This is a genomic window from Butyrivibrio fibrisolvens, assembly GCF_023206215.1.
Lineage (GTDB): Bacteria > Bacillota > Clostridia > Lachnospirales > Lachnospiraceae > Butyrivibrio > Butyrivibrio fibrisolvens_C.
The window spans coordinates 4,054,163-4,068,689 of the sequence record NZ_CP065800.1; the positions used below are offsets into that span (position 1 = coordinate 4,054,163).

The window sequence follows — 14,527 nt, forward strand, 5'->3', positions numbered from 1 at the left end:
CAAAAAAGCCATCGGATATTCAAAGAAAACTTTGAATACATCGATGGTTTTTTATTATACTATTTAATTTGAGTTAGTAATTATTCTGCACAGGTAATCGGATAATATCCCTTCTCACCTTCTGTTATCACTGCTCTTGCACTTGTTATCTGTGTAATCTTATCTATTACATTATCAATATTGCCTGCGCTGACCACTATGTCGTAGCTTACATCTGCTCCGTAAACGGGATTGCCAAGTTCTATCCCCATCTGCCCAAATGCATGCTGGATCTTGTCTACCATATCATAACCGATATTAAAAGTTATCTTCTGTCCATAGGTCATGACAGCAGTTTTAGATGCAGCTATGGCAGCCTGAGATGCCTGGGTATAAGCTCTTACAAGGCCTCCTGTTCCCAAGAGCGTTCCTCCAAAATATCTTGTGACAATTATAAGAGTATTGGTAAGTCCTGCTCCCTGAAGCACTTCCAGTATAGGTTTTCCTGCTGTTCCTGAGGGCTCTCCATTATCAGAAAAACGCTGCACTTCGCTTCCTTCGCCAAGTATATAGGCATAGCAATTATGACGGGCGTCCCAGTACTTTTTTTCCACAGATTTAATGATAGTCTCTGCATCCTGTGCACCTTGTATGGGATAGGCCTGTCCTATGAAGCGGGATTTCTTGATCTCTATCTCGTCGCTTCCGCCTTCAACTATTATTTTGTATGTTTTTTCATTTTCGTTATTTTTGTCCATACAGATATAGTAAACGAACACAAGATATGAAAACAAGGCTCAAATACAATAATCTTTAGTTTTTTCAAGAAGAAAATATATCAAAAATATACCAAATATCCATAAATTATGAACTTTGGGCTTACCTTCTTTATTCATGCGCCCATATTTGCTATAATAGACTGATAAATTGGAGGAATTTTATTATGAATTATGGTAAAGAAGGCGTCAGAAAGCAAGAATCTGCGCTTCGTAACGGAACCGGACGATGGGGCAAAAAGTTCGGAACTATTTTGTTCAAAGTGTTCCTGCTTGCTATACTTTCTGTAGTTATATTACTTATAAGTGCCGGCCTTGGCGCATTTCAGGGTATCATTGATTCATCCCCTGATATAAGCAATATTGATGTAACTCCTTCAGGATTCAGTACATTCGTATATGATTCTGAAGGTAATCAGATAGCTAAGCTCGTATCTACAGATTCAAACCGTATTCCTGTAACTCTGGATATGGTACCAAAGGATCTTCAGAATGCTTTTGTAGCTATCGAGGATGCTCGTTTTTATGATCACAACGGAATTGATATCCAAGGTATCATCCGTGCCGGATATGTTGCAGTAACTACAGGATCTTTTTCCGAAGGTGCTTCGACTATCACACAGCAGCTTATCAAGAACAATGTCTTCACTGGTTGGACCGAAGAGGACACCCTTGTAGCCAAGTTCAAGCGTAAGATACAAGAACAATACCTTGCTATCCAGCTTGAAAAAACAATGTCCAAGGAAGATATACTTCTAAACTATATGAACACCATCAACCTTGGTCAGAACACGCTTGGTGTTCAGGCAGCCTCACTTCGATATTTTAATAAATCTGTCAGTGAGCTGACTCTCTCAGAATGTGCTGTTATCGCCGGTATCACTCAGAACCCGAGTAAATTCAACCCAATAACTCACCCTGACAAGAATGCAGAAAGACGTGAAAAGGTTCTTGGAAATATGCTGGACTTCGGATTCATAACTCAGACTCAATATGACGAAGCCATGGCTGATGATCCATACTCCAGAATTCAGGTTGTAGATTCTGAAACTGAAGACAATACAGTTAATTCATACTTTGTAGATGCTCTTACAGATGTCGTACTTGATGATCTTGTAGAAGCCGGATATACAGAAACACAGGCTTATTCACTTCTCTACAGCGGTGGTCTTAAGATCTATTCAACTATGGATCCAAAGATTCAGGGAATATGTGATGAAGTCTTCCAGGACGAATCCAACTTCCCTTCAAACACAAGTTATCTTCTTGATTATGCTCTTACCACCAAGAACGCTGCAGGAGAATATATAAACTACAGCGATGAGATGATGGAGACCTACTTCAAGCAGTCTAACAAGTCTTTTGACCTGACTTTCTCTTCTACAGAAGCTGCAGAAGAAGCTATCGAGCAGTACAAAGCAGAAGTTGTAGGCGAAGATGAAACTATCATTGATGAAAAGTATACTCTGACACCTCAGCCTCAGGTATCTCTGACTATTGAAGACCAGGCTACCGGTTATATTGTAGCTATGGAAGGTGGTAGAGGAACTAAGACAGCCAGCCGAACCCTTAACAGAGCTACAGATGTCAAGAGACAGCCCGGATCAGCCTTCAAGGTTCTTGCAGCATACGCTCCGGCTCTTGATAGTGCAGGATATACACTTGCAACAGTTATCAATGATGCTCCGTTCAATTATTCCAACGGAACACCTGTAAGAAACTGGTACAACAGTTATCGCGGACTCTCTACATTAAGATCCGGTATCCGTGATTCCATGAATGTTGTAACAGTAAAACTTATGACACTTATAACTCCGCAGCTTGGTTATGACTATCTTGTCAACAAATTCCATATTTCTACTCTTGTAGAACGTGAGGAACGCAACGGCAAGGTATACTCAGACATACAGCAGACACTGTGTCTTGGCGGTATCACATATGGTGTCAAGAATATCGAGATCAATTCTGCCTACGCTACTATCGCCAACGGCGGATATTACATTAAGCCTAAGCTTTATACCAAGATTGTGGATCATGATGGCAATGTTATCATCGATAATACATCTATAGAAGGTGAACAGGTATTAAAGGAAACAACTGCATTCCTTCTGACAAGTGCCATGCAGGATGTTGTAACATCCGGTACAGGTACTGCAGTAAACTTCGGTGGAACAGCTATAGCAGCCAAAACAGGTACTACATCTGATGAGAATGATGTATGGCTCTGCGGATTTACTAACTACTACACAGCTACTTGCTGGGCAGGCTATGATAACAACGAAGACCTCTCTACTTCTGAAGAGACACACCTTGCCAAAACTCTCTGGCGTAAGGTTATGTCGCAGATACATGAAGATCTTCCATCAGCTTCATTCTCAGTGCCAAGCGGTATAACTACAGCTACTGTATGTAAGGACTCCGGACTTCTACCTACATCAGGCCTGTGCGATGGTTCACTTGGAACTGAATACTTTGAAAATGGTACAGTTCCTACAGAAAGCTGTAACGTACATATCTATCAGACAATATGTAACTATTCAGGTCTTGCTGCAACAGATCTGTGTCCTTTCAAGGTGCAGCAGGTTGTAACTGTAATTCCTGAAGAACCGGACATATTGAAGCAATCAGCAGGAAGTGGTGCAGGCTCCTCTACCTTGGTAGATCCTAATGTACTATGTCCTCATAACGAGAGCTTCTTCGCACAGCCCAATGCACAGGAAATCCTGGTACAGCAGAATCAGGAGATAATAAACAGAAATGCCGCTGCTGCCGGTGTAGACCCGAATGCCACGGTAGATCCAAATGCAGCAGCAGATCCTAATGCAGCTACTACAGATCCAAATGCAACAGGAACAACTCCGGAACCAGCCACAACAGAGGCTACGCCTCCTACTGATGATCAACAAAACGGCGGTTGATCGTCTTTATGATCACACAAAAGGGGCTGTCGCACTAGATGATTTGATCATCTGGGCGAGGCCCCTTTTTCATGCCTTAAAAACGGCTTTTTACTATATATTTTTATATACTCTGTCTTTGGGCGTACTTTAATAAGCCGATTGAATTATCGACGCTGATACAAATTTTTTATTTTAAAATTCAAAATTTATGACACTTTTTTCAGTTCAAATAGATGTGTTCCGGTTCGCTCAGACATAATCTTATGGTGGAGTTTGTTGATGTCAAAAGCTATTGCCAAAAGTGTACTCTGTGCCAGAACATTCTCACTTCCTTTATAAAGGTATCGTCTGAAATTCATATCTTCTTTCACGTTTGCAAACGAACCTTCTGCTTGTATGCTACGGTTCATTCGTAGCTGTGTTCCATAATCACTAGTTATTCGTTCAAGACATTCTGCACGTTTTTCTTCCATTTTTCTTGATACAGAAAGAACCTTTTTCCTATCTTCAAATGGAGTTTTACAGTTATTGCCTTTTATGCAGTCTTTCTTGAATGGGCATTCATGGCAACTTTCACACTCATATATTGTTACTTCACGTTGGTAACTGGTCGCTGTCTTTTGTTTTCTTTTGGATACAGCTAAGAGCTTTTTCCATTCTTGCAAGTATAACTGTCAGTTTCAGAATCATAGTCCATGTTTTCTCGTTTACTGATATCTTTTTTGAACTTTCTTGTTTTTGACAGTTCATAATTCTGTGGTTTTATATATCCGGTCTGATCGTTGTTTTCAATGAAAACATAATTCTCTTCACTTTCATAACCGGCATCAGCAACTATGTTTTTATATTTGAAGGGAAGATGTTCTTCCATATCTTTTAGGAAAGGTATCAGAGTAAGAGTATCTGTTGGATTCGGGTAAATGCCGAGCCAGGTTACATATTCTGCATCAACACCATGCTGCAGGTTGTATGCAGGTTTAAGCTGACCATTAAGCATAGCGTCTTCTTTCATTCTCATGAAAGTGGCATCGTTATCCGTTTTAGAATAGCTATTTCGTCTGCCACATTTATAAAGCTTGTTTGTGTATTCTTTAAGCTTTTCTGTATATTCTTCAAGTTTTTCGATTGAGCGTTGAAGCATTGTTTTCCTTTTACCAATGCCATGTACAAACTCGATAGCCTCATCTTTTTTGATCTTGTAAAGCTTCTTTCTTAATCGTTTCAAAGTGCGAAGTGATATCTGGTCTTTATATACAACCTTAAAATCATAGAGTTCTTCGCATTCCGCACAGAACATACAGATTTTCTCTGCAAGTTTAGCCATGTTCTTGGTCACGGCTTTTTTCCATACAAAAGTATATTTGTTGGCAACAGATTCAATCTTTGTTCCATCGATAAATATATTCTCACCTGATATCTCTCCAAGATCCAGAAGTATAGTTCCAACCTGCGACATTACAGACTTTGAACATTGTGAGAGATGTAGGGAAATAAATCTTGCTAATGTAGAATGATCGGGTGCGGGTGCACCTTCAAGAAGATACATGAAATTGATATCTCTTTTGCAGGATGATTCAATATCACGACTGGAATAGATTCTGTTCATTGCTGCATAGATAACAATCTTAAGCATCTGACGCGGTGAGGCCTGACTCTTTCTGATTCTGTCATAAGTCTCATAAAGATCAGAAAGATTCATCTCCTCCACAAATGCACTAACCAGGCGTACCGGATCATCAGATGGAATAGATATTTCTATGTCTAGCGGAAGTTTGATTTGATGATACAAGGAAGATACTGTATAATCTCCTTGTAAGATTTGGTTTAGTCGCATAAACATATTTTACAGCAAAAACCAGGCTTTTCGAAGCCTGGTTTTTGTGTTTTGGGCATAAACAGGGAGCTGAGCACTAATTACTTAGTGCGACAGCCCCTTTTATTATGCAAAATGATAATACTCATTTCATCAAAATATACATTCTTGAACATAAAGTCCAAGAAATCATACATTTTTGAATCAAAGATTCAAAAATGCAGCAATAGAGCAGGTTGAGTTCACCTTCGGTGAAGGCTCTATTGCCAACAGATTCATTGAATCACGAAACACGCAGTAAATGCGTGTTTCTGTAATTTACGTTCAAGAAGTCATACTTAAAAACAAAAAGCTCAGTATTCATACGACTTATAAAAAGTCTTATGAATACTGAGCTTATAGAGCAAAAAAATAAAGCTGCTGACGGGAATCGAACCCGTGACCTCCGCACTACCAATGCGACGCACTACCGACTGTGCTACAACAGCTTGGCACATATGCAAATCTAGGATAAATCCTCTCTTTGCAAGCCACGAATGTTATTATACTAGTAGATTAGAGCAATGTCAAACTGAAAGTTTGAAAAACTCTAAATTCATCTCATCTCATATTGTTAGTATCTAAAAATTCACGCCCAGGCCAATTGGCAGAACCTCTGCTACTATCATTAGATTCCTTAGTCAGAGTCATTAAGGAGCTGATCAGCAATATATGAGTATATGCCTGAGCTCTTGTCATGCCATCTTGCGCATACACGATCTGCCATGCTCTCAGTAGGAACAGTAAGCTCTATATTGATAAGATCTTCTCCCATCTCCTTGACTACGAGTCTTGCAACGTACTGTCCATCTGCACGCTTGTTATAATCCGCGATTATAGATGACTCATTACGAAGCTTTATCTTGTTTTCCTTAAGATAAGCATCTATCTGGAGACGAATCTCAGGATTCATCTGACCTATAAAGAAGTGCAATGCCTCTTCTCCAGCCTCTGTAAGCTCTAAGAAGGTCCTGTTACGCTTCTTGTGTTCATTTATAAGTTTCTGATCGCTAAGCTCTCCAAAAGCCTCCTGGAGGGTCATGAACGTGGTATATTCATTTCCAAGTATAAAGTCATATATCTGAGACTTGGAAAGCTCTACGTCTGATCTTTTAAGCATATACAGAACTATTATTTTGTATAACGTTAAATACTGCGATGCCAAATGTATATCTCCTGAATATTTTAAACTCTATAACTACTAACTTACTTTAATAAAAGTATTTATAGATCACTTTATATGATTACTTTTCCTACGACTATTCTGATGACTTTTCTGATTCTTTTTCAGTTTCCTTAAGGCGCTTTTCTTCTGCTGCCTTCAAAGCCCTCATATGGTCCCTTATCTTGAGTTCATAACCATTACCTGTGGGTGAATAGAACTCCTTGCCATTAAGCTCATACGGAAGGTACTGCTGTTTCACATAATGATTGGGATAGTCATGCGAATACTTATATCCTATTCCATGTCCAAGCTTGGATGCAGACTTATAATGAGCATCCTGAAGATGGGACGGGATCTGCAGATTGCCGGTATCCGATACTTCTTTCATTGCATCATCTATTGCTACAATAGAAGCATTGCTCTTAGGTGCTGTTGCAAGATAGCTGGCAGCCTGAGACAGAGTTATCCTTCCTTCAGGCATTCCAAGCCTCTCTACAGCAAGTGAAGCTGCAACTGCGACCTGCAGAGCCTGAGGATCTGCGTTGCCTATATCCTCTGAAGCAAGGACCATCATACGTCTTGCGATAAACTTAGGATCCTCTCCTGCGCTTATCATCCTTGCAAGATAGTATACAGCAGCATCCGGATCTGATCCTCGTACGCTCTTGATAAAAGCTGATATCGTATCATAATGATTGTCGCCATCCTTGTCATAACGGGCAACTTTCTTCTGAATACATTCTCTTGCCACATCGAGTGTGATATGAATCTTGCCATCTTCACTTCTGTCTGTAGTCATGATACCAAGCTCTACCGCATTAAGGGCATGTCTTGCATCCCCATCTGCCATATCTGACAGAAATTCTATAGCATCATCATCTATCACTGCATTAAAAGAACCCATGCCTTTGGTATTGTCATATACAGCACGTTTTATAAGTACCGCAATATCCTCTCTGGACAAAGGCTTTAGCTCGAAGATGACTGATCTTGACAGCAAAGCTCCATTAACTTCAAAGTAAGGATTCTCTGTTGTAGCTCCTATAAGGATAACTGTCCCGTCCTCTACAAAAGGAAGGAGATAATCCTGCTGCCCTTTATTAAAACGGTGTATCTCGTCTATAAATAGAATGGTCTTCTTCTGATACATGCCAAAATTATCTTTGGCCTTGGCTACAACATCTTCCATGTCCTTCTTGCCGGCAATTGTAGCATTGATCTGCATAAATTCAGCCTTAGTCGTATTGGCTATTACTTTGGCAAGTGTAGTTTTGCCGGTTCCGGGAGGGCCGTACAGAATGATAGACCTTATCTTATCAGCCTTGATCGCGCGATATAAAAGCTTATCATGTCCTATTATATGCTGCTGTCCTACTACCTCTTCCAAAGTTGTAGGGCGCATACGTGCAGCAAGAGGCGATTCTGACTCAGCAGTCTTAGCCCTTGCATACTCAAATAAATCCATATTATTCCTTCATGACGAGCACTTGTGTAAGTCGTGCAATCCGAATATCAGATTCGGATTTGCCACCATGGCTATTTGGGCTCGTCTCAAATAGCCGTGTGAAAAATTTTCATATCGATACAATTTTTCACACCAACCTCATGTTAAGGCCATTAGACATAATCTAATGGCCCGAAATAAGTAAATCTGACAGATATAATCTACCCGTTTTATTTTGCAGCGTATCCTTTATCCTTGATAACTCGGATTACGGATTCTACATAATTCCTACAAGTCTCTTTGTCCTCAGCTTCAACCATGACACGTACTACAGGCTCTGTACCTGATTCACGTACAAGGATTCTGCCGCTGTCACCAAGATCCTTGGCTACAGCATCAACCTTAGCTACAACATCAGGATCGTTCTGAGCTGCTGTCTTATCAGTAACTCTGATATTCTCAAGTACCTGAGGATAGATAGTAAGAGGAGAGCAAAGCTCTGACATCTTCTTCTTCCTTGCAAGCATTACTTCCATCATCTTAATAGATGTCATGATACCATCACCTGTTGTTGCATACTTACTGAAGATGATGTGACCTGACTGCTCACCGCCTATTACACAGTTATTCTCAGTCATATATTCATATACATACTTATCACCAACTGCTGTCTTGGCATAATCTATACCAGCTTCATCAAAAGCCTTGTACAGACCGAAGTTGGACATTACTGTTGTAACAACTGTGTTATTTACAAGCTCGCCCTTATCCTTCATATACTTACCGTATACATAAAGAATATGATCACCGTTTACAACATTGCCCTTTTCATCAACACACAGACATCTGTCTGCATCGCCGTCATATGCAAATCCAACATCAAGCCCCTTCTCAACAACGAATTTCTGAAGGCCTTCAATGTGAGTAGAGCCGGCATTGTTGTTGATATTGGTTCCGTTAGGTTCATCATTTATAACATAAGTTGTAGCACCAAGTGCATCAAATACGCTCTTAGCAATATTCCAGGAAGCACCATTAGCACAGTCAAGACCTACCTTCATGCCCTTAAATGAATAAAGACCAAGAGAGATAAGGTATCCTACATAACGATTCCTTCCAGATACATAGTCAACTGTACATCCAATGGAATCCTTGGTAGCAAAAGGAATAGTATCCCACTTCTTGTCAAATGCTGTCAGATTACCATCAATATAATCTTCTACGAGTCCGATGGTCTTCTCATCCATCTTCTCTCCGTTGCCATTTAAAAGCTTTATTCCATTATCATAAAATGGATTGTGGCTGGCAGTGATCATTACTCCGCAGTCAAATTCATCAACTCTAGTAACATAGGCTACTGAAGGAGTAGTTGTTACGTGAAGCAGGTATGCGTCTGCGCCTGAAGCAACAAGTCCGCCTACAAGGCTGTACTCAAACATATAGCTTGAACGTCTTGTATCCTTGCCGATGACAACTCTGGGAGCTGAAGTATCTCCCTTCTGGCGCTTTAGCTCGCCGTAATACCAACCCAGAAAACGTCCTACTGTATATGCATGATCAGCAGTAAGACCTACGTTAGCTTCTCCTCTGAAACCATCTGTACCAAAATATCTGCCCATTTTTATGAACATCCTTTCTCGTTTAGAAAACAATTTGCGAGAACATCATCTCACTAAGCGATTATACCACACACTATTCTTTTTGGAAAAAAATGCCGATAAAATATCTGATCCATCTATTATTTTATAATTGGAGCGAGCATGTCTAATAGAAGACTACTGATTTTTGACATAATAGGTACGATCGATAAGCAAAAAATACTGAAGCACTTTATCAGTTTTATTTGCTATATTTGTGCTACGATCATCTCTATCTGCTTTGTTGATTCCGGGATACCGGTAGATCTTGGCAAAGTAACCTTCGAGATCACATTCAAAGATATCCCTCTTATACTCCTTACTGGTCTTCACGGTTATTTCTGGGGAATACTTCTTGTATATACTATTTTCATCTATAAAGCGATTTCAGATACAAGATACCTTTACATGATGTTTATTTTTACTGCGACAGTTTTTGCAATAGGATATATGTCATCCCACAGATGGTTTTTAAAAAGAACTGTTGCTCTTATCGGTGCTCTTATCACTGCATTCAACCTCGGTCCTTTATGGTGGTTTCTGGTATGCAGGATCAGAAATATACAGCTTCTAAGGCCCATGTCCGAAACATATGCTCTTTATATGATCGGAGCACTGCCTGAAGCTCTTATTTCTTTTGCCTTATTGCATCAGATCTTCAAGTATCTTCCTGACTTTCTTAAATCCAAGATTCCTTACGGAGTCTACTATACCAACAAAGATTATCAGACTATCCAGAAGTCTACTATAAGTACGCATCTTACAACCCTTATAGCTCTTGACTGTATCATATTCAGTTTTGGCGCTGCTTTTGCTTCTGCATTTTTGATCCCTTCAATCGAACCGGATGTTATAGTTCCTTCCGAGAAAGCAGGGGCTGTAAGCGGAATCCTTGATGTTCTTGACATGAGCTCTGACAGAGCCGGTTATAATAATGATGATATAAACAACGCAGAATTATACGACAACGGAGCTACTTTTAATCTGTCCAATGTTCTTGAACCCACTTCTTACAACACTTTTGTATATAACAGAAATGGTATTGCCTATAATATAAGACTCATCATGTTCATCATGAACATAGCAATACCTACCGGTATATTTACAAATTATTTTTCTCAGAAAAGGATAGCCGCTCCTATTGTACGACTGACTAAAGCTACATCCGATTTCGTGGATGACTCCTATGACAACGAGGTTACAGGCTCTGAAATAAGATCTGATATAAAAGGTGAATATGACCATAACATAGTCGAAAAAGTCAACGCTATACATGAACTGAATATTGATACAGGAAACGAAGTAGAAGGTCTGTATCACAGCATTGAAAAGACCACAGAATATCTTGTGAACTATGTCAATTCAATGCGTCAGGAGCAAAAGCTAAAAGAAGACCTTAGAGTTGCTACTCAGGCCAATGTTGCCAAAAACTCTTTTCTATCAAACATGTCTCATGAGCTTAGAACGCCTATCAATGTCATCCTTGGAATGGATGAGATGATACTCAGAGAATATGACAACGATGAAAATCTGACTCTCTATGCCCTTAGCATACAGTCGTCCGGGCGAACCTTGTTGTCGCTGGTCAATGATATACTTGACTTCTCCAAGATAGAAGCCGGTAAGATGGAGATCATACCGGTCGAATATGATATTGGTTCCATGATCGTAGACCTTTATAATATGATCTCCATAAGAGCTCAGGAGAAGCACCTTGACTTTATAATACATGTGGATCCTAATATCCCCAACACTCTCTACGGTGATGATATAAGGATCAAGCAGTGTATAGTGAATATCCTAACCAACGCTGTCAAGTATACCAATGAAGGATCCGTTACCCTGTATATTGATTATGAAGAAGCTGACACTGAGAACATCACACTTAAGATCAGGATCAAAGATACAGGCATCGGCATGAAAGAAGAAGAAATGAGCCGCCTGTACACTCCTTTTGAGCGCATGGATGAGATCAAAAACCGTACAGTAGAAGGCACCGGTCTTGGAATAAGTATCGTTCAGAATCTTCTAAAGATGATGGATTCACATATTGAAGTCAGCAGCCAGTACGGTGTAGGAAGTGAATTCTATTTTGCCATAAAGCAAAGAGTCATATCAAATGAACCTATAGGTGATATAGCGCAGTCCTTTAAAAAGAATGTATCATCCCACAAGAAATACCACACCGCTTTCCATGCACCTGATGCAAAGATCCTTGTTGTTGACGATACTGCTATGAACCTGACTGTGATAGTAGGCCTGTTAAAAGATACTCAGATCACCGTTGATACAGCATCTTCGGGTGCACAGTGCCTTGAGATGGTTCAAAAGTGTCCTTATGACATAATATTTATCGACCATAGAATGCCGGAGATGGACGGCGTCGAGACACTTCACAGGCTTAGGAATATGGGAGAGCGCAACTTGTCTATTAATGCACCTTGTATAGCCCTTACCGCCAACGCCATAGCTGGAGCAAGAGAAGAATACCTTGAAGCCGGATTCTCAGATTATCTGTCAAAACCGGTTGATACTCTAAAGCTGGAAAAAATGCTTATCGACTATCTACCTGCCAAATACGTTCATATGTTCGGAACTCCTGAATATGCAGCTGATATTCAAGACATGAAAAAAGCCCCTGTCAAAGCATCAGATGAAAACGATGCTGAATATATCATAATAAACGGACGAAAATATCCACTTAAAGATTTAAAGAGTCTTGGAGCTTCTGCAGGGATCGACATTGAGGTTGCTATTCAAAACTGCGGGAGCCCTGATATATTACTAAAAATTATAAAAGATTTCTATTCATCAATTAAAGACAAAGGTAAGCTCATTGAAGAATATGCCAAGGCCAAAGACTATGAGAACTACACTATTCAGGTTCATTCTCTTAAGAGCTCATCCAGGCTTATAGGAGCTTTGAAACTTTCGAAGGATGCAGAATATCTGGAAAAATGTGGTGATGAAAAGAACGAAAGTGAGATAGTTGCAAAGACACCCCAACTTCTGGCTCTATTCTATGGATACAAAGACAAACTATCTCCTATACTAAACGAAGAAAACAGTGACAATCATGATAATAATGAACTTCCTTTGATATCAGACAAAGAACTAAAAGAATATAAAGACGGAATAAGAGAACTTGTAGAGGCATTCGATTTTGACAGCGCAGATGCTGCTATAAACGAACTATACGAAAACTATCAAATTCCTGAAGATTCCAAAGAACTACTTGAAAAAATAAGGATAATGCTTCAGGCAGTCAACCGCGACGGGATTCTTAAGATTTTGCAAAAATAACAAAATCGCGTCATCAAGCTGTCAAAATATGGTATCATAGATTATAGTACAACACTTTATGAAAATATAGCTATTGTGCCTTTTCTGAAAGGAAACACTCCATGGAAAAGAAGGCTATTCTAATAGGCGATTCCAAAAAGTTCATGGTCAAAGCTGTTGTCAAAGGGCTTGAGGCCGAAGGGTATGAAGTTATAGGCGTTAATCCTGAGCCTGACCTTATCAAAGCAACGACGGGACGTACTCCGCTTTATATAATGTATCTGGAAGATCCTGTCCCTGGCGATGTTATGGAAGTGCTTCGTGAACTCATAGACACTGATCATATCATGCTGTTCCTTATTGGCAGCAATAACGAATTCGATTCAGCCTTTGAGGTGATCCCTGAAGCTAAGATCACCCGTAAATTCGAGCGCCCTCTTAATGTCAAAATGCTTGCAAGTGCGATGAATGACCTGGTAGTTCATTCACTTCTGGATACTACTTCAGAAAAAAAGAGAATCCTGGTCGTAGATGATGACGGCGTAATGCTTAGGACCATCAAAGAATGGCTTTCAATAAAATACGAAGTATATATCGCCAATTCCGGAATGAATGCCATCACTTTCCTTGCAAATAATAAAGTGGATCTTATACTTCTTGATTATATGATGCCTGTAGTATCAGGTCCTCAGGTCTTTGCAATGCTTCGAAATGACCCTATGACCAAGAGCATACCTGTTATGTTCCTCACAGCCAAGAGTGATAAAACATCCGTACTAAAAGTAGCGGCACTTAAGCCCGAAAAATACCTGCTTAAATCAATGCCGCCACCGGAACTCGTACAACAGATCAATGAATTCTTTGAAGGAAGGTCTTAGGACCTTTGGTTGGAGCGATTGTGAGATGCGATTGTGAGGTGCAGTATCCTCAAGTTTTTTGCGAGGACGTAGATTTTGGACGAGCAGTATATAAATCATTGCCACGCTATAATTGTTTTATAAATTCATGGCATGATATCTGGCCCTTTTTGTTCTGGGGTCCGAAACTCGCTTCGCTCAAACATGCGGACCCCTTGCAGAACAAAAAGTCCCATCTATCACGCTCATGAATTTTATAAACCAATTAAAAAGCGTGGCAATGATTTATATACTGCTCGCCCAAAATCTACGCCCCCGCAAAAAACTTGAGGATACTGCACTTGTCAAGTGGTATTACACAAACTGGTTTCTGGCATTGTTATATGTGAAGCCGGCGTTTTGTAGTTTGTCTAGTATATTCTTTAGCTCTTGATCATTTATGTCCATATCATCTGCAAGGGCTTCCAGAGATGAATAGTGGTCTCTTAGCTTCATGTTCAAAAAAGACATGAGCATTACAGGATCTTTTGGGATATTTTCAAGTGACATATGTTCTCCTTATAAATACTGCCGGAATCTATAGCCGGCAGTATTATACTTAAAATTGTATTATCAGATGATGCAGTGTTCATAAG

The 14,527-nt window shown here is 39.9% G+C and carries 8 protein-coding genes, 1 tRNA gene and 1 pseudogene; 3 read left to right on the forward strand and 7 right to left on the reverse strand.

Annotated features, from left to right (window positions below; all coding sequences use genetic code 11):
• Nucleotides 1-80: 80 nt before the first annotated feature.
• Nucleotides 81-737, reverse strand: a complete 657-nt coding sequence (locus I7804_RS17015) for a YigZ family protein (protein WP_248404274.1) — start codon at nt 735-737, stop codon at nt 81-83.
• A 185-nt stretch (nt 738-922) separates the two neighbouring features.
• Here I7804_RS17015 and I7804_RS17020 point away from each other — a divergent pair, with 185 nt between their 5' ends.
• Nucleotides 923-3,673, forward strand: a complete 2,751-nt coding sequence (locus tag I7804_RS17020; RefSeq protein WP_248404275.1) for a transglycosylase domain-containing protein — start codon at nt 923-925, stop codon at nt 3,671-3,673.
• A 188-nt stretch (nt 3,674-3,861) separates the two neighbouring features.
• Here I7804_RS17020 and I7804_RS17030 read toward each other — a convergent pair.
• The 5 genes and pseudogenes from I7804_RS17030 to glmM all read right to left on the reverse strand — a co-directional run bounded on the left by I7804_RS17030 (nt 3,862) and on the right by glmM (nt 9,735).
• A pseudogene (locus tag I7804_RS17030) lies at nt 3,862-5,489 on the reverse strand (IS1182 family transposase).
• Between the two features lie 394 nt (nt 5,490-5,883).
• Nucleotides 5,884-5,956: transfer RNA gene (locus I7804_RS17035), tRNA-Thr, on the reverse strand.
• A 188-nt stretch (nt 5,957-6,144) separates the two neighbouring features.
• Complete coding sequence (locus tag I7804_RS17040) at nt 6,145-6,672, reverse strand: DUF4364 family protein (RefSeq protein ID WP_022754975.1); 528 nt, start codon at nt 6,670-6,672, stop codon at nt 6,145-6,147.
• Between the two features lie 94 nt (nt 6,673-6,766).
• Nucleotides 6,767-8,137, reverse strand: a complete 1,371-nt coding sequence (locus I7804_RS17045; protein WP_248404279.1) for a replication-associated recombination protein A — start codon at nt 8,135-8,137, stop codon at nt 6,767-6,769.
• A 209-nt stretch (nt 8,138-8,346) separates the two neighbouring features.
• Nucleotides 8,347-9,735, reverse strand: coding sequence for a phosphoglucosamine mutase (gene glmM / locus I7804_RS17050; protein ID WP_248404280.1), 1,389 nt, complete (start codon nt 9,733-9,735; stop codon nt 8,347-8,349).
• Between the two features lie 141 nt (nt 9,736-9,876).
• Here glmM and I7804_RS17055 point away from each other — a divergent pair, with 141 nt between their 5' ends.
• Both I7804_RS17055 and I7804_RS17060 read left to right on the forward strand, forming a co-directional pair.
• Complete coding sequence (locus tag I7804_RS17055) at nt 9,877-13,056, forward strand: response regulator (protein ID WP_248404281.1); 3,180 nt, start codon at nt 9,877-9,879, stop codon at nt 13,054-13,056.
• A gap of 101 nt (nt 13,057-13,157) precedes the next feature.
• Nucleotides 13,158-13,913 (forward strand): response regulator, encoded by a 756-nt coding sequence (locus I7804_RS17060; protein ID WP_074758061.1) that lies wholly within the window; start codon nt 13,158-13,160, stop codon nt 13,911-13,913.
• Between the two features lie 333 nt (nt 13,914-14,246).
• Here I7804_RS17060 and I7804_RS17065 read toward each other — a convergent pair whose 3' ends face one another.
• The gene (locus tag I7804_RS17065; protein WP_074758059.1) at nt 14,247-14,441 is read right to left on the reverse strand and encodes a DUF4250 domain-containing protein; all 195 of its coding nucleotides are present in this window, start codon (nt 14,439-14,441) and stop codon (nt 14,247-14,249) included.
• Nucleotides 14,442-14,527 lie beyond the last annotated feature (86 nt).